This window comes from Pseudomonas sp. TYF_14 (assembly GCF_043105275.1).
Classification (GTDB): domain Bacteria; phylum Pseudomonadota; class Gammaproteobacteria; order Pseudomonadales; family Pseudomonadaceae; genus Aquipseudomonas; species Aquipseudomonas alloputida.
In genome coordinates this window covers 82972-97806 of the sequence record NZ_JBICLK010000056.1, presented here as the reverse complement: position 1 = coordinate 97806, position 14835 = coordinate 82972, and the positions used below count along the sequence as shown (strand labels likewise).

Sequence of the window (14835 nt, the reverse complement as noted above, 5' to 3'; positions counted from 1 at the left end):
GGGTTCACCCGCGAACACGGGCAAAGCCCGTGCCATTCACCCTACAGTCGGTTTCGCAGGCAATCCCGCCCCTTCAGATGATGCATCACCCATAAAAAAACCCGCCACAAGGGCGGGTTTTTTTACAGCTATCCGAATTACTCCGGACGAACCTGTGCAGCCTGCATGCCCTTCTGGCCGCGCTCGGCGACGAAGGAAACAGTCTGGCCTTCTTTCAGGCTCTTGAAGCCGTCAGATTCGATGGCTTTGAAGTGTACGAACAGGTCGTCGCCGCCGCCTGCTGGGGTGATGAAGCCGTAGCCTTTCTCATCATTGAACCATTTGACGGTGCCTTGTTGGCGATTGGACATGGGTGAATCTCCAGAACATTTAGTTTTTTCAGTGGTGCAATGCGGCCGAGGCTACGGAGCACGGGATACATCATAGTCTAATTCTGCGCATCTAGCGCCTTTTACCTTCGCAGGATATTGATCCAGCTCAAAGAATGGCTGGCCATCACCGGCTTTAAGGTTTCAGCCCTTCGGTGCGCAGGCCTGTTTCACCACCGACTGCGCCTTCTGCATCAGTTTGGCGTCAACGCCGTCCTTGCTGTCGAGGTCGGCAATCTCGGCGTCGGTGAAATTCTTTTTGATGGCTTGCGCGCCGCAGTCGCAGTGTTTTTTCGCGGTGGCAGCGTCAACGCCCTGGCCGCTGGCCACTTGCGTGCACTGGGTCATGTAGGCGGCCTCCTTCCCGGCTGGGAAGTTGCCGGCGTTCGCAGCCACGGGCAGCAGCAGGGCGCCAGCGGCCGCCAGGGCCAGAAGAGACGGAACTCGCATCACCAGTTACTCCTTGGGTTAAGGTCTCATCAAGAGTAGGTTGCTTCCCAAAGTCTGAGCGGTATTTTTCCGCGTTAGTTCACCGCTGCGGTGCAATTTCCAAATATTTCTGCCTGGGGTGCAACCCGCGTGCTAGCATGCTCGGCTTGCAGTCGCGCTGTTGCCGGCTGCAGCTATCTTTTTTCTTTCCAGTCACTCTGGTTCGTCCCTGACAAGCCGAAAGGCTTCTGCCACTGTGGGGCAGGCTTCCTTTTACCGGAAGGCAGGTCGGATCTTGTACTGGCTCATCCCAACCCACGTGACCTTTGGTAGGGGTCACCACTAGGAGAGGAGGCGCCATGCCCGTTATTACTCTTCCCGATGGCAGTCAACGTTCGTTCGATCACGCCGTATCCGTAGCCGAAGTAGCCGCTTCCATCGGCGCTGGCCTGGCCAAGGCCACCGTTGCCGGCAAGGTCGACGGCAAGCTGGTCGATGCGTGTGACCTGATCAGCAACGACGCCACCCTGCAGATCATCACCCCTAAAGATGAAGAGGGACTGGAGATCATTCGTCACTCGTGCGCCCACTTGGTTGGCCACGCCGTGAAGCAGCTGTACCCGACCGCCAAGATGGTGATCGGCCCGGTCATTGACGAAGGCTTCTATTACGACATCGCCTACGAGCGCCCCTTCACCCCAGAAGACATGGCCGCCATCGAAAAGCGCATGATGGAGCTGATTGAAAAAGACTACGACGTGGTCAAGAAAATGACCCCGCGCGCCGAAGTCATCGATGTGTTCAAGGCCCGTGGCGAAGACTACAAGCTGCGTCTGGTCGAAGACATGCCGGATGAACAGGCCATGGGCCTGTACTACCACGAAGAATACGTCGACATGTGCCGTGGCCCGCACGTGCCGAACACCCGCTTCCTCAAGGCATTCAAGCTGACCAAGCTGTCCGGCGCCTACTGGCGTGGCGATGCCAAGAACGAGCAGCTTCAGCGCGTGTACGGCACGGCCTGGGCTGACAAGAAGCAGCTGGCTGCGTACATCCAGCGCATCGAAGAAGCCGAAAAACGCGACCACCGCAAGATCGGCAAGCAGCTCGACCTGTTCCACCTGCAGGAAGAAGCCCCGGGCATGGTGTTCTGGCACGCCAACGGCTGGACCGTCTACCAGGTACTCGAGCAGTACATGCGTGGCGTGCAGCGCGAAAACGGCTACCAGGAAATCAAGACACCGCAGGTTGTCGACCGCATCCTGTGGGAGCGTTCCGGCCACTGGTCCAACTATGCCGAAAACATGTTCACCACTTCGTCGGAAAGCCGTGACTACGCGGTAAAACCGATGAACTGCCCGTGCCACGTGCAGGTGTTCAACCAGGGCCTGAAAAGCTACCGCGACCTGCCGCTGCGTCTCGCCGAGTTCGGTGCCTGCCACCGTAACGAGCCGTCCGGCGCCCTGCACGGCATCATGCGCGTGCGTGGCTTCGTACAGGACGATGCGCACATTTTCTGCACCGAAGATCAGGTGAAGAAAGAGGCCGCCGACTTCATCAAGCTGACCCTGGACGTGTACAAGGATTTCGGTTTCAGCGACATCGCCATGAAACTGTCCACTCGTCCGGCCAAGCGTGTCGGTTCCGAAGAGCTGTGGGATCGTGCTGAAACAGCGCTGGCCGACGCCCTGACCGAATCCGGCCTTGAGTGGGAATACCAGCCGGGCGAGGGTGCCTTCTACGGCCCGAAAATCGAGTTTACCCTGCGCGACTGCCTCGGCCGTAACTGGCAGTGCGGTACCCTGCAGTACGACCCGAACCTGCCAGAGCGTCTGGATGCCAGCTATATCGCCGAAGATAACAGCCGAGTCCGCCCGGTCATGCTGCACCGCGCCATCCTAGGTTCGTTCGAGCGCTTCATCGGCATGCTGATCGAGCACTACGCGGGCGTGTTCCCGGCGTGGCTGGCCCCAACCCAGGCGGTGATCATGAATATCACCGACAAGCAGGCCGATTTCGCCCTCGAGGTTGAGAAATCTCTGAACGGAAGCGGTTTCCGTGCCAAGTCGGACTTGAGAAATGAGAAGATCGGCTTTAAAATCCGCGAGCATACTTTGCTCAAGGTCCCGTACCTTTTGGTTATAGGGGACCGCGAAGTCGAAACGCAAACCGTCGCTGTGCGTACTCGCGAAGGCGCAGACCTGGGCTCCATGCCCGTCGCCCAATTCGTTGAGTTGCTGACACAAGCGGTTTCCCGGCGTGGTCGCCAAGAATCGGAGTAATGACTATTAAGCGTGAAATGAGAAACGATAAGCGTGCTGTACCGAAGGCCCCGATCAACGAGAATATCTCGGCCCGCGAGGTTCGGTTAATTGGCGCAGACGGCGAGCAGGTTGGCATCGTCTCGATTGATGAAGCGCTGCGTATCGCTGATGAAGCGAAGCTGGACCTGGTAGAAATTTCTGCAGACGCGGTACCACCCGTCTGCAAGGTCATGGACTACGGCAAGCACCTCTTCGAGAAGAAGAAGCAGGCTAACGAAGCCAAGAAAAACCAGAAACAGATCCAGATCAAAGAAATCAAGTTTCGTCCAGGGACGGAGGATGGGGATTACCAGGTAAAACTACGCAACCTGGTACGTTTCCTTACCGATGGGGACAAGGCCAAGATCTCTCTGAGATTCCGTGGTCGTGAGATGGCCCACCAGGAGCTGGGCATGGAGCTGTTGAAGCGGGTCGAAGCCGACCTCGCCGAATACGGCACCGTTGAGCAGCATCCGAAGATGGAAGGACGCCAGCTTATGATGGTCATCGCCCCCAAGAAAAAGAAGTAATCTCCCGGGCACGGCAGGCCTGATGATTATGTGTAATTTTATCGAATGCGGAGTTCCAACATGCCAAAAATGAAAACCAAGAGCGGTGCTGCGAAGCGCTTCCTGAAGACAGCTTCGGGCTTCAAGCACAAGCACGCTTTCAAGAGCCACATCCTGACCAAAATGTCGACCAAGCGTAAGCGTCAACTGCGCGGTGCCAGCTTGCTGCACCCGTCCGACGTCGCAAAAGTCGAGCGCATGCTGCGCGTTCGTTAATTCTGGTTAAGATAGAGGAAGTTACTCATGGCTCGTGTTAAGCGCGGCGTTATCGCTCGTAAGCGTCACAAAAAAATTCTGAAACTGGCTAAAGGTTACTACGGTGCACGTTCGCGCGTATTCCGTGTAGCCAAGCAAGCGGTCATCAAGGCAGGCCAATACGCCTACCGCGACCGTCGCCAGAAGAAGCGTCAGTTCCGCGCACTGTGGATCGCTCGTATCAACGCCGGTGCCCGCACCAACGGTCTGTCCTACAGCCGTCTGATTGCTGGCCTGAAAAAGGCTTCGATCGAAATCGACCGTAAGGTTCTGGCTGATCTGGCAGTGAACGAAAAAGCGGCGTTTGCTGCGATTGTCGAGAAAGCTAAAGCCGTTCTGGCTTAAGTACCCGCGACAATCACCCGGTGGTGCTAGCGCTGCCGGGCATTGAACGTCATCGATAGGGGAAGAGCCTTCAAAGCTCTTCCCCTATTTTCGTATCTGGAGTCTGTACATGGAAAACCTGGATGCGCTGGTCTCCCAAGCCCTAGAGGCCGTGGAACGCGCTGAAGACATCAACGCCCTGGAACAGATCCGGGTTAATTATCTCGGCAAGAAGGGCGAGCTGACCCAGGTGATGAAGACCCTGGGCAACCTGCCAGCCGAAGAGCGGCCGAAAGTCGGCGCGCTGATCAACGACGCCAAAGAGCGCGTCACCGTTGTGCTCAATGCCCGCAAGGCTGCCTTTGAAGAAGCCGAGCTCAGCGCTCGCCTGGCTGCCGAATGCATTGACGTCACCCTGCCAGGCCGCGGCCAGGCCACCGGTGGCCTGCACCCGATCACCCGTACACTCGAGCGCATCGAGCAGTTCTTCACCCACATTGGCTACGGCATTGCCGAAGGCCCAGAGGTGGAAGACGACTACCACAACTTCGAAGCGCTCAACATCCCTGGCCACCACCCGGCGCGGGCGATGCACGACACCTTCTACTTCAATGCCAACATGCTGCTGCGTACCCACACCTCGCCGGTGCAGGTGCGGACCATGGAGTCCACCCAGCCGCCCATCCGCATTGTGTGCCCGGGCCGCGTATACCGCTGCGACTCGGATATCACCCACTCGCCGATGTTCCACCAGGTCGAAGGCCTGCTGATCGATCGCGATATCAACTTCGCCGACCTCAAGGGCACCATCGAAGAATTCCTGCGCGTATTCTTCGAGAAAGAACTGGCGGTCCGTTTCCGCCCATCGTTCTTCCCCTTCACCGAGCCGTCTGCAGAAGTCGACATCCAGTGCGTGATGTGTTCCGGCAACGGCTGCCGCGTGTGCAAGCAAACCGGCTGGCTGGAAGTGATGGGCTGCGGCATGGTGCACCCGAATGTGTTGCGCATGTCCGGCATCGACCCAGAAGAGTTCCAGGGCTTCGCCTTCGGCATGGGTGCCGAGCGCCTGGCCATGCTGCGCTATGGCGTCAACGATTTGCGTCTGTTCTTCGACAACGACCTGCGGTTCCTAGCCCAATTCCGCTAGGCCCAATCGACGCAACTTTCAGGAGAACAGCATGAAATTCAGTGAACAGTGGCTGCGCGGTTGGGTCAACCCGCAAGTCTCCCGTGACGAACTGGTCGCCCGCCTGTCCATGGCCGGCCTCGAAGTTGACAGCGTTACCCCCGCTGCCGGCCAGTTCAGCGGCATTGTCGTGGGCGAAATTCTCGCCACCGAACAACACCCGGACGCCGACAAGCTGCGCGTGTGCCAGGTAAGCAGCGGCCAGGAAACCTTCCAGGTTGTGTGCGGCGCCCCTAACGCCCGCCCAGGCATCAAGATCCCGTTCGCCATGATCGGTGCCGAATTGCCAGGCGACTTCAAGATCAAGAAGGCCAAGCTGCGCGGTGTCGAGTCCTTCGGCATGCTGTGCTCGGCTGCCGAACTGCAGATCAGCGAAGAAAACGACGGCCTGCTGGAACTGGCTGCCGACGCTCCGGTTGGCGAAGACATTCGCACGTACCTGAGCCTGGATGATGCCAGCATCGAAATCGGCCTGACCCCGAACCGCGGCGACTGCCTGTCCATCGCCGGCCTGGCACGCGACGTCAGCGCCCTGTACGACACCCCGGTCACCCGCCCGGTGGTGTCAGCCGTAGCGGCCGCCCATGACGAAGTGCGCCCGGTCGAAGTCAGCGCCCCGGCTGCCTGCCCGCGCTACCTGGGCCGCGTTATCCGTAACGTCGACCTGAGCAAGCCAACCCCACTGTGGATGGTCGAGCGCCTGCGCCGCAGCGATGTTCGCAGCATCGACGCCGCCGTCGACATCACCAACTACGTGATGCTCGAACTCGGCCAGCCGATGCACGCCTTCGACCTGGCGGAAATCAACGGCGGTATCCGCGTGCGCATGGCCGAAGAGGGCGAAAAACTCGTCCTGCTCGACGGCCAGGAAGTGGCCCTGCGTGCTGACACCCTGGTGATCGCCGACCACACCCGCGCCTTGGCCATCGCCGGCGTCATGGGGGGCGAGCACAGCGGTGTGAACACCGAAAAAACCCGCGACCTGTTCCTGGAAAGCGCCTTCTTCGAGCCGATTTCCGTCGCCGGTAAAGCCCGTTCCTACGGCCTGCACACCGATGCCTCGCACCGCTACGAGCGCGGCGTCGACTCGCAATTGGCCCGCGAAGCCATGGAGCGCGCCACCCAGTTGCTGCTGGACATCGTTGGCGGTGAAGCCGGCCCTGTGGTCGAAGCGGTCAGCGAACAGCACCTGCCACAAGTAGCCCCGGTCACCCTGCGCGCCGAACGCATCACCCAGATGCTTGGCATGGAAATGGACCCAGCCCAGGTCGAGCAGTTGCTCAACGCCCTCGAGCTGACCACGACCAAGAGCGGGGAAGGGCAGTGGACCGTCAGCGTACCAAGCCACCGCTTCGACATCAGCCTGGAAGTGGACCTGATCGAAGAGCTGGCCCGCCTGTACGGCTACAACAACCTGCCGGTTCGTTACCCGCAAGCCCGCCTGGCCCCACAGGGCAAGCCGGAAACCCGCGGTGACCTGCCGACCCTGCGCCGCCTGCTGGTTGCCCGCGGCTACCAGGAAGCCATCACCTACAGCTTCATCGACCCGAAACTGTTCGAACTGTTCAGCCCGGGCGTAGAGCCGCTGCTGCTGGCCAACCCCATCTCCAGCGACATGGCCGCCATGCGCGCCTCGCTGTGGCCGGGCCTGGTCAAGGCACTGCAGCACAACCTGAACCGCCAGCAAGACCGCGTGCGCCTGTTCGAAAGCGGCCTGCGCTTTGTCGGCCAACTGGGTGACCTGCAGCAGCAGCCAATGATTGCCGGCGTCATCACCGGCAGCCGCCTGCCAGAAGGCTGGGCCAACGGCCGCGACGGCGTCGACTTCTTCGACGTCAAAGCCGACGTGGAAGCCCTGCTGGGCTACTCCGGCGCCCTGAGCGACTTCACCTTCAGCGCCGGTAAACACCCAGCCCTGCACCCAGGCCAGACCGCTGTCATCGAGCGTGACGGTAAACTGGTCGGCTACCTCGGCGCCATTCACCCAGAGCTGGCCAAGGCCCTGGGCCTGGACCGCCCGGTGTTCCTGTTCGAGCTGGTGCTGGGCGACGTGGTCGAAGGCCGCCTGCCGAAATTCAGCGAACTGTCCAAGTTCCCGGAAACCCGTCGTGACCTGGCTTTGATCGCAGGACGTGATGTGGCTTCTAGCGCGGTGCTTGAATTAATTCGTGACAATGCAGGCGAATGGCTCACAGACCTCAGGCTGTTTGATGTGTACCAAGGTAAAGGCATTGATCCTGATAGAAAAAGCCTTGCCGTCGGCTTGACCTGGCAGCATCCATCGCGCACTCTTAACGACGATGAGGTGAACACTACCCTGCAAAACATCCTCACCTCGCTCGAACAAAGGTTGAACACCACGTTAAGGAAATAACGGCATGGGTGCTCTGACGAAAGCTGAGATGGCCGAAAGGCTGTACGAGGAGCTGGGGCTTAACAAGCGTGAGGCCAAGGAGCTGGTCGAGCTGTTTTTCGAAGAAATTCGGCACGCACTTGAAGAGAACGAGCAGGTCAAGCTGTCCGGTTTCGGCAACTTCGACCTTCGCGACAAACGCCAGCGGCCGGGCCGTAACCCCAAGACAGGGGAAGAGATCCCGATCACCGCACGGCGCGTCGTCACCTTTCGTCCAGGGCAGAAGTTGAAGGCCCGGGTTGAGGCCTATGCTGGAACCAAGCCATAACGACGAACTGCCCCCCATACCGGGCAAACGCTACTTCACCATTGGTGAAGTGAGCGAGTTGTGTGCCGTAAAGCCACACGTGCTGCGGTATTGGGAGCAGGAGTTCGACCAGCTGAATCCTGTGAAGCGGCGGGGGAACCGGCGGTATTACCAGCGCCAGGATGTGCTGATGATCCGCCAGATTCGTGCGCTGCTGTATGACCAGGGGTTCACCATTGGCGGGGCGCGGTTGAGGCTCTCCAGTGATGAGGCTAAGGATGAATCCAGCCAGTACAAGCAGCTGATTCGGCAGATGATTGTTGAGTTGGAGGATGTGTTGGTGGTTTTGAAGAAGTAAGCCGGGTTTCTGATGAATTGAAAATTTTTTAAGAAAAAGCTTTCATTTATCAGAGGGTTAGGGTACATTCTTCAACGTTCTCGGCAAGATTGAGAACATGCTTCAAAGCCCAGTCGGGGCGTAGCGCAGCCCGGTAGCGCACTTGCATGGGGTGCAAGGGGTCGAGTGTTCGAATCACTCCGTCCCGACCATATATTTCAATGACTTAGGCCATTTCCGAAAGGAGTGGCCTTTTTCATGTGCGTGACTTTTGCGTGACTACTCAGGGTAACACCACCGCGAATTCGCATGCCGTCAACCTCGCCAGGATCGGCGTGGATGTAGAGCGGAATGCTGTATTCGTTGACCGCCGAGGCAGGCGCTCCACCGAATTTGAGGTTGTGCTGCTTAACCTCGTTCGAGATCGTGGCGTACGCCTGAGGTGAGTGTGACTCCATCCATGCTACCGGCTCGGCCCGGTGCTGGGCCGGCGGGTGCTAAACCGGAGATCGGTCCAAGGCCAATTACAGACTGGCCCACCGGCACCGCATCCACCATGGCACTGGTACAGAGTGATACGTCCCCTCAGCTGCCAGCAGCCCACTGGCGCCGCTTGTCCATGATGAAGTCGACGAAGGCCCGCAGGCGCAACGGCATGTGTCGGCCTTGGGGATACAGCAGTGTGAACGGCCGCGAGCGGCCAGCGAAGGGCCGCAGCACCTCGACCAGCGAGCCCTCGGCCAGCTCGCGCTCGACGATGAAGCGGTAGGTCTGGAACAGTCCCGCGCCGTGCTTGGCCAAGGTCACGCCACCGAGCACGTCGTCCGAGCAGATGTAGCCGCCCTCGGTGAGTACTTCCCGTTCGCGGCCCTCCTCGTCGAACAGCCAGGCGATGCGCCGACCGCTGCTGGGCAGTTCGAACTGGATGCAGTCATGCTGCGCCAGTTCTTCAAGGCTCTGCGGTTCCCCCGCGTGTTCCAAGTAATCTGGAGTGGCCACCACCACCAGCCGGGCGTCTTCCAGCGGCCGGGCGATCAGAGTCGAATCCGGCTGTGCACGCACGCGGATGGCCAGGTCGTAGCCCTCGCCGACAAAGTCGATATTGCGGTTGCCCAGGTGGATGTCGACCTGCACCTTCGGGTAGCGCCGGCGAAACTCGGGCAGCAGCGGTAGGATGCGGTGGTGCCCGTAGGTCGTGGGCAGGCTGATGCGCAGCGTGCCCGAAGGCTCCTGCTGCTGCCCGGTCACCACCCGTTCGGCCTCCACCAGCTGGGTCAGCGCCTGACGACACTGTTCGTAGTAGCCTCGCCCGCCCTCGGTCAGACGGATGCTGCGGGTGGTACGGACGAACAGTCTGGAGCCCAAGCGCTCTTCCAGGCGGCTGATCGAGCGACTGACCGCTGCCGGCGTCACGCCCGCCGCGAGACCGGCCGCGGTGAAGCTGCCCAGCTCCGCCGCCAGGCAGAACAGCTCGATGCTGCCGAGTAGGACGTCGTCAAAATGCCGCTGCATTGATTACACCATGTATCAACTGAAGTTCTTGCTGCCATATTTATCCTTATCTAAAGCAAAAATATAGTCCTCCCAACGGCGCTCTTCTGCGTCACCTGATTGGGAGAAACGACATGAGCAACAGCAAAACGGTAGTGATCACCGGCGCCTCCAGCGGCATCGGCTTCGGCCTGGCCAAGGCTTTCCTCGCCAGTGGCTTCAATGTGGTCGGCAATGCCCGCTCCGCCGGACGCCTCGCCGAGGCCAAGGCACAACTGGAAAGCGCCGCCTTCATCGGCGTGGCCGGTGACATCGCCAAGCCTGAAACCGCCCGCCGCCTGATTCAGGCGAGCATCGACGCCTTCGGCCAGGTCGACGTGTTGGTCAACAACGCGGGCTTCTTCCTGCCCAAACCCTTCGTCGACTACAGCCCGGAAGACATCCAAAGCATGCTGGAGACCAACCTCAAGGGCGTGGTCTACGCCTCCCAGGCCGCCGCCGCGCACATGATCGAGCGGCGTCAGGGCCACATCATCAACATCACCGCTGCCGTGGCGCTGCAACCTAACATCGCCGTGCCCGCCGCCTTGCCGGTGCTGATCAAGGGGGGCCTCAACCAAGTTACCCGCGCCCTGGCGCTGGAGCTGTCGTCGCACAACATCCAGGTTAACGCGGTGGCTCCCGGCATCATCGAGACGCCGATGCACGATCCGGCCAGCTTCGACTTCCTCAACGGTCTGCAACCGGCCGGACACATCGGCCGCGTCAGCGACATTGCCGACGCCGTGCTTTACCTGGCCAACGCCGGGTTCACCACGGGCGTGGTGTTGCCGGTCGACGGCGGTATGAGTGTCGGCAAATGGTAATAGGCTGAACGTAACGGGGAGGCATCCCGCCTCCTTGCCCTCATTTCCCCACCCCATAGGAGTAATACCATGCCCTTCGTCAGCGTCCGCATCACTCGCGACGGCGTCACCCGTGATCAGAAAGCCCAGGTCATCAAGGAAATCACAGAGACCTTGCAGCGAGTGCTCGGAAAGAAACCTGAACTCACCCATATCGTGATCGAGGAGGTCGACACCGATAACTGGGGCTACGCCGGCATGACCACCACCGAGTACCGCAGCAAAGAAACTCAGGGATGAGTTCCGAACTGCCCCGGCGGCGCGAATCAGCGCCTCCAGGGCGGCCTTGGCTCGACACGCTTGCGAAGGAGAATCCACTTGAAGACCGCCATGAGCAATACATCCAGGCCCGTGACGAAGGCGGTATGGGTGATGCTGGTGTGTTGAAGTCCGACGGATTGGAAAATGTTACCCAAGCACAAGGCCACTGGCGTCGGTCGCTGGTTTAGATCGCTATCTGAAAGAACTTGGTCCAGAAAATATGCTGTTGGCGGGGGGAGATGCAGTTGTCTGCTAGGATTCAGCACGCTGGCCAGAGTATTGAATGTTGATCGCTTGTCTCCATGTCGAATAACTACTTAGGGAAGAGATATGTCCATCCATGCAATCACCATCCCCTGTTTCGCCCAAATGTTACGGACCCTATCGGCACTGTTGTCCAAGGGAGAGTCCTGCGCGCTTGAAGGGGGCTACGATCCGATAATCTTGCTTGAGTCTCGGCTAGCGCCTGACATGCACAATCTTGCTCGGCAGGTTCAATACGCGTGCGTCCAAGCACAGGAGGCGGTTCAGCGGCTTACACATCAGCCGCTTGAGACGCTCTCGCCGCCAGAGGACATTGCATCAGCGAAGGCTCTGATTGAGCGAACGTTACGACTACTGGATACTGCTGATGCCGCAGCGATAGATGCAGCAGCAGACCTCAAGCTCGCAATCGAGCTACCCAATAACATCACGTTCGATATGACTGGCAGTGAGTACGCAGTCAATTGGGTTACGCCACAGTTCTACTTTCATCTAGTCACGGCCTATAACATTCTGCGTCACAACGGCGTTCCGCTCGGAAAGGCCGATTACGTGCAGCACATGTTCGCCTATCTGCGACAGTGAATCCTGCACGAGGTGGGCGCTAAGCAACTGTGCCGCGCTCGCCACTCGGGGCGGTCGCAGTTTGTTTGTCCAGCGATGTGGACGCCATTCCCGCCCCTGGTTGCAATAAGGGGCGGCGATCAGTTGAAAGCGAGCTGATCAGGCAAATTGGTAACTCAGCCGAATGTGATGCGTACCCTCCCGGATCCGGAGATCTTAACTTCCTCAGGATAACGCTGGCACATAGACAACTTGGTCACGTCCACCATGTTTGGCCGCATAGAGACCGCCGTCAGCGCGCTTTATTGCATCATCAATCTGCTCACCCTGTGTGAGCAGGGCGCATCCGATGCTCATGGTCATCTTCCGAGGGCCGCCGGGCAACAAAAACGGCGCGCTGCCAATTGACTGACGCAAGCGCTCCGCAATCTGCGTTAATTCTTGGCTATCTTTAACCCGTAGCAGGGCCACAAACTCCTCTCCTCCCTGGCGTACCAGCAGGTCATCTGGCCGCAGCGTAGCCCGCAGTCGGCGGGCACACTCGCAGAGCACTTTATCGCCAGCATCGTGGCCATGCTCGTCATTGACGGATTTGAAACGGTCGAGGTCTGCGTATACGGCACCTAGCTGTAAACCTCGTTCTTCAGCCAAACGAAGCTCTCGGTTCTGAAACGCTGCCAACGCCCCGCGGTTCCATAGTTGTGTCAAAGGATCAAGTAAAGCCCTGCGCTGCCCGCGATCCATTTCAACACGCAGAGCGCGATTGACCTGCGCTAGGCTCCGCAGTTGCAAATAACCCTCGGTGAGCGTGGCTAAGTCCCGAAAATTAGCCTGTTGCGCCTCGCTGAGCTTCCGCGGCCGAGGATCGAACATGCACAGGGTGCCAATGGCTTTGCCATTTGAGGCACGTAACGGGTGGCCCGCATAGAACCGGATATAGGGTGGGTTCAGCACGAGGGGATTGTCCTCGAAGCGTGAATCGCACCTGGCATCGGAAACCATCAAGGTACCTTCACCGAGAATCGCGTAGCCGCAAAAAGACACATTACGCTTCGTCTCGCTTACCTCGATACCGATTCGAGCCTTGAACCACTGCCGATCCTGATCGATTAGGCTGATCAGAACGGTCTCCACCTGGGCCAGTTCTTGGGTGAGTCGTACCAAGGTATCAAGATAATGCTCGGCCGGTGTATCGACTAAGTCCATGTCATCAAGTGTGCGCTGACGAAGTGCTTCATCAGCGGGTAGGGGACAAGCTGGCATGTCTGTTATTCCACTCCTTGGTTCGTTTATTCCACAAACGCGGATAGAAAACTCTCAAGCATCTTGATCAATGCCGCACACGCTCGGCGCCTTCAGGCCAGGCCAGCCGGAATAGAGAGCATAGCAAACCGGTTGGCTCTATCCCGGATCCTCCAGTGGGCATTACCTGTGGTGTTGATCGGCGCGGCTCGGTCGGTTGCCCAAGACCTCGACAAACTTCTCAGACTTACAGGCGGCTTTAACAAACGGTTGAGGTTGTCGCCCCTGGCTGCCTTATTGGTAAACCGGTATTGACCTCGAGTTAAGTCAAGGTTTTAGAGTGGCGTCCGGACGCTCTCGCTGCTTTCGGAAACCAACTCACAAAGGACCAGGAATGGACACTCCGACTTCACTGCTGATTTTCCAGATCACCTGCTGCATTGGCTTGAGCTTGTGGCTGAGTATCAGCCTGATCAACAACCTGCAGGCCTTTACCAGCTCAGCCGGGGCGATCGGGGAGACCATGTCGATGGCGCCGCTGACCCAACCTCCCGGAATCAGCCTCCCTCTGCTGGTGCGAGCGATGACCTCTCACGCCATCCATCGCTTGGCCTTGTCGATCATCGTGCTGACACAGGCAGCTGCCGTTCTCGCGGCTTGGGTTGGCTGCTATGAACTGCTGCTTGGCGCTGGCCTGGAGGTGGCGCGGCCCTGGTTGAACCTGGCCTTGAGCGCAGCGCTCGGGTTCCTGTTCGCGATGCTGCTGGGCGGGATATGGTTCGGCTACTGGATCCGCCAGGAAGGGTTGCAACTGACCCATCTGCTGTTGATGGTCTGGATCCTGCTGCACTTCGTCGTACTGAATGTCCGCTGGAGTTGAACGGCCCAGGGAAGCTTGGAGCATTTCAGTTAAAAGGAGCAACGGATGAAAATGATGATCGTAGGCGCCGGCAGAGGGTTGGGCCGGGCTTTGCTCGAAGGGCTCGGCAAGCCAGGGGACACGCTGATCGGCGTATCACGCAAACAGCCGTCAGACTTGGCCCTTGCCCCGGGCATCGACCTGCAGTGGGTCGATGCCGACCTTGCCAAGCCAACGGCGGCTGTAGCACAGATCGCGGATCGGGCACCTGCCGATTTGGATGTCCTGATCTACAACGTTGGCATCTGGGAAGAAAACGCCTTCAGCGAGCACTATGCATTCCTTGACGACAGCGACGAATCGATCACCAGGCTGGTCGAGGTGAACATCACGGCCACGCTGCTTCTGCTCAAGCGCCTGGTGCCCAAGTTGCTTGGTGCGCCCCGGCCGCAGTTGATCCTCACTGGTTCGACCTCAGCTCTTCGCCAGAGTGGGCGCCCGGAGGTAGCGTTCGGCGCCTCAAAGTTCGCCCTCAACGGCATGGCTGATGCGCTGCGCGAAGGTTTCAGGGATGACAACCTGGCCGTGACCGTGCTCCAACTGGGTTATCTGAATACCGACGACTCCCTGAACACGCCATTGGCACAAGCCGCAGCACGTGGCGAGCGGCGCCAGGTACCGGTGCATGATGTGGTCACCATGGTCGACGCGCTGTTGCGCTTGTCCGGGGCTTCGTTCGTACGGGAGCTGATCTTGCCGGCCATCGGTGATGAGCGCTTCTGAGGCCAAAGCACCGGAGCCTTTGCGTGAGGGTTCGG

18 protein-coding genes and 1 tRNA gene are annotated in these 14835 nt (G+C 59.2%); 15 read left to right on the top strand and 4 right to left on the bottom strand.

The features are described 5' to 3' along the window. Positions 1-137 precede the first annotated feature (137 nt). Together ACF8O8_RS15490 and ACF8O8_RS15485 are read right to left on the bottom strand one after the other, a co-directional pair. The gene (locus ACF8O8_RS15490; protein WP_003250656.1) at positions 138-350 is read right to left on the bottom strand and encodes a cold-shock protein; all 213 of its coding nucleotides are present in this window, start codon (positions 348-350) and stop codon (positions 138-140) included. Positions 351-512: 162 nt separating this feature from the next. After that, positions 513-818, bottom strand: a complete 306-nt coding sequence (locus ACF8O8_RS15485) for a hypothetical protein (protein ID WP_392509940.1) — start codon at positions 816-818, stop codon at positions 513-515. A gap of 338 nt (positions 819-1156) precedes the next feature. Between ACF8O8_RS15485 and thrS the strand changes: the two genes are divergently transcribed. The 9 genes from thrS to ACF8O8_RS15440 all read left to right on the top strand — a co-directional run bounded on the left by thrS (position 1157) and on the right by ACF8O8_RS15440 (position 8643). Beyond that, positions 1157-3079, top strand: a complete 1923-nt coding sequence (gene thrS / locus ACF8O8_RS15480; protein WP_392509939.1) for a threonine--tRNA ligase — start codon at positions 1157-1159, stop codon at positions 3077-3079. Beyond that, on the top strand, positions 3079-3630 hold the full coding sequence (infC, locus tag ACF8O8_RS15475) for a translation initiation factor IF-3 (RefSeq protein ID WP_012052879.1): 552 nt from the start codon (positions 3079-3081) through the stop codon (positions 3628-3630). The genes thrS and infC overlap by 1 nt, the downstream gene beginning before the upstream one ends. Positions 3631-3690: 60 nt before the next feature. Continuing rightward, a complete protein-coding gene (gene rpmI / locus ACF8O8_RS15470; protein WP_003250667.1) occupies positions 3691-3885 on the top strand; it encodes a 50S ribosomal protein L35 in 195 nt (64 codons plus the stop codon). A 27-nt stretch (positions 3886-3912) separates the two neighbouring features. After that, positions 3913-4269: a 50S ribosomal protein L20 gene (gene rplT / locus ACF8O8_RS15465; RefSeq protein WP_003250671.1), complete on the top strand. Its 357-nt coding sequence runs from the start codon at positions 3913-3915 to the stop codon at positions 4267-4269. Between the two features lie 109 nt (positions 4270-4378). Continuing rightward, positions 4379-5395, top strand: a complete 1017-nt coding sequence (gene pheS, locus ACF8O8_RS15460) for a phenylalanine--tRNA ligase subunit alpha (RefSeq protein ID WP_003250674.1) — start codon at positions 4379-4381, stop codon at positions 5393-5395. 31 nt (positions 5396-5426) lie between these two features. Next, entirely contained in the window at positions 5427-7808 is a 2382-nt protein-coding gene (gene pheT, locus ACF8O8_RS15455) for a phenylalanine--tRNA ligase subunit beta (RefSeq protein WP_392509938.1), read from the top strand. 4 nt (positions 7809-7812) lie between these two features. Further along, complete coding sequence (gene ihfA / locus ACF8O8_RS15450) at positions 7813-8115, top strand: integration host factor subunit alpha (protein ID WP_003250679.1); 303 nt, start codon at positions 7813-7815, stop codon at positions 8113-8115. Continuing rightward, entirely contained in the window at positions 8096-8452 is a 357-nt protein-coding gene (locus tag ACF8O8_RS15445; protein ID WP_003250681.1) for a MerR family transcriptional regulator, read from the top strand. The genes ihfA and ACF8O8_RS15445 overlap by 20 nt, the downstream gene beginning before the upstream one ends. 114 nt (positions 8453-8566) lie before the next feature. Beyond that, positions 8567-8643 (top strand) — tRNA-Pro (locus ACF8O8_RS15440). Positions 8644-9016: 373 nt separating this feature from the next. Here ACF8O8_RS15440 and ACF8O8_RS15435 read toward each other — a convergent pair. After that, entirely contained in the window at positions 9017-9943 is a 927-nt protein-coding gene (locus tag ACF8O8_RS15435; RefSeq protein WP_014753567.1) for a LysR family transcriptional regulator, read from the bottom strand. Positions 9944-10056: 113 nt separating this feature from the next. On the opposite strand from ACF8O8_RS15435, the gene ACF8O8_RS15430 reads away from it, so the two are divergent. The 4 genes from ACF8O8_RS15430 (at position 10057) to ACF8O8_RS15415 (ending at position 11937) form a co-directional block, all read left to right on the top strand. Continuing rightward, positions 10057-10788: an SDR family NAD(P)-dependent oxidoreductase gene (locus tag ACF8O8_RS15430; RefSeq protein ID WP_392509937.1), complete on the top strand. Its 732-nt coding sequence runs from the start codon at positions 10057-10059 to the stop codon at positions 10786-10788. Positions 10789-10857: 69 nt separating this feature from the next. After that, positions 10858-11067 (top strand): 4-oxalocrotonate tautomerase family protein, encoded by a 210-nt coding sequence (locus ACF8O8_RS15425; protein WP_010953438.1) that lies wholly within the window; start codon positions 10858-10860, stop codon positions 11065-11067. Continuing rightward, positions 11064-11276: a hypothetical protein gene (locus ACF8O8_RS15420; protein WP_061405625.1), complete on the top strand. Its 213-nt coding sequence runs from the start codon at positions 11064-11066 to the stop codon at positions 11274-11276. The genes ACF8O8_RS15425 and ACF8O8_RS15420 overlap by 4 nt, the downstream gene beginning before the upstream one ends. Positions 11277-11418: 142 nt before the next feature. Beyond that, the gene (locus ACF8O8_RS15415) at positions 11419-11937 is read left to right on the top strand and encodes a DUF1993 family protein (RefSeq protein ID WP_049587643.1); all 519 of its coding nucleotides are present in this window, start codon (positions 11419-11421) and stop codon (positions 11935-11937) included. Positions 11938-12141: 204 nt separating this feature from the next. Here ACF8O8_RS15415 and ACF8O8_RS15410 read toward each other — a convergent pair whose 3' ends face one another. Beyond that, the gene (locus tag ACF8O8_RS15410; RefSeq protein WP_392509936.1) at positions 12142-13179 is read right to left on the bottom strand and encodes a diguanylate cyclase; all 1038 of its coding nucleotides are present in this window, start codon (positions 13177-13179) and stop codon (positions 12142-12144) included. 373 nt (positions 13180-13552) lie between these two features. Between ACF8O8_RS15410 and ACF8O8_RS15405 the strand changes: the two genes are divergently transcribed. Further along, complete coding sequence (locus tag ACF8O8_RS15405) at positions 13553-14038, top strand: DUF2165 domain-containing protein (RefSeq protein WP_392509935.1); 486 nt, start codon at positions 13553-13555, stop codon at positions 14036-14038. Positions 14039-14083: 45 nt separating this feature from the next. Further along, positions 14084-14800, top strand: coding sequence for an SDR family NAD(P)-dependent oxidoreductase (locus tag ACF8O8_RS15400; RefSeq protein WP_392509934.1), 717 nt, complete (start codon positions 14084-14086; stop codon positions 14798-14800). The last annotated feature ends 35 nt before the right edge of the window (positions 14801-14835 follow it).

Excerpts from the sequence above, each read along its gene's own strand:
- ACF8O8_RS15445 (WP_003250681.1), top strand. The coding sequence starts at position 8,096 with ATGCTGGAACCAAGCCATAACGACGAACTGCCCCCCATACCGGGCAAA.
- pheT (WP_392509938.1), top strand. The coding sequence starts at position 5,427 with ATGAAATTCAGTGAACAGTGGCTGCGCGGTTGGGTCAACCCGCAAGTC.
- infC (WP_012052879.1), top strand. The coding sequence starts at position 3,079 with ATGACTATTAAGCGTGAAATGAGAAACGATAAGCGTGCTGTACCGAAG.
- ACF8O8_RS15430 (WP_392509937.1), top strand. The coding sequence starts at position 10,057 with ATGAGCAACAGCAAAACGGTAGTGATCACCGGCGCCTCCAGCGGCATC.
- rpmI (WP_003250667.1), top strand. The coding sequence starts at position 3,691 with ATGCCAAAAATGAAAACCAAGAGCGGTGCTGCGAAGCGCTTCCTGAAG.
- ACF8O8_RS15405 (WP_392509935.1), top strand. The coding sequence starts at position 13,553 with ATGGACACTCCGACTTCACTGCTGATTTTCCAGATCACCTGCTGCATT.
- ihfA (WP_003250679.1), top strand. The coding sequence starts at position 7,813 with ATGGGTGCTCTGACGAAAGCTGAGATGGCCGAAAGGCTGTACGAGGAG.
- ACF8O8_RS15425 (WP_010953438.1), top strand. The coding sequence starts at position 10,858 with ATGCCCTTCGTCAGCGTCCGCATCACTCGCGACGGCGTCACCCGTGAT.
- ACF8O8_RS15490 (WP_003250656.1), bottom strand. The coding sequence starts at position 350 with ATGTCCAATCGCCAACAAGGCACCGTCAAATGGTTCAATGATGAGAAA.
- ACF8O8_RS15435 (WP_014753567.1), bottom strand. The coding sequence starts at position 9,943 with ATGCAGCGGCATTTTGACGACGTCCTACTCGGCAGCATCGAGCTGTTC.
- thrS (WP_392509939.1), top strand. The coding sequence starts at position 1,157 with ATGCCCGTTATTACTCTTCCCGATGGCAGTCAACGTTCGTTCGATCAC.
- ACF8O8_RS15400 (WP_392509934.1), top strand. The coding sequence starts at position 14,084 with ATGAAAATGATGATCGTAGGCGCCGGCAGAGGGTTGGGCCGGGCTTTG.
- ACF8O8_RS15485 (WP_392509940.1), bottom strand. The coding sequence starts at position 818 with ATGCGAGTTCCGTCTCTTCTGGCCCTGGCGGCCGCTGGCGCCCTGCTG.
- pheS (WP_003250674.1), top strand. The coding sequence starts at position 4,379 with ATGGAAAACCTGGATGCGCTGGTCTCCCAAGCCCTAGAGGCCGTGGAA.
- ACF8O8_RS15410 (WP_392509936.1), bottom strand. The coding sequence starts at position 13,179 with ATGCCAGCTTGTCCCCTACCCGCTGATGAAGCACTTCGTCAGCGCACA.
- ACF8O8_RS15420 (WP_061405625.1), top strand. The coding sequence starts at position 11,064 with ATGAGTTCCGAACTGCCCCGGCGGCGCGAATCAGCGCCTCCAGGGCGG.
- ACF8O8_RS15415 (WP_049587643.1), top strand. The coding sequence starts at position 11,419 with ATGTCCATCCATGCAATCACCATCCCCTGTTTCGCCCAAATGTTACGG.
- rplT (WP_003250671.1), top strand. The coding sequence starts at position 3,913 with ATGGCTCGTGTTAAGCGCGGCGTTATCGCTCGTAAGCGTCACAAAAAA.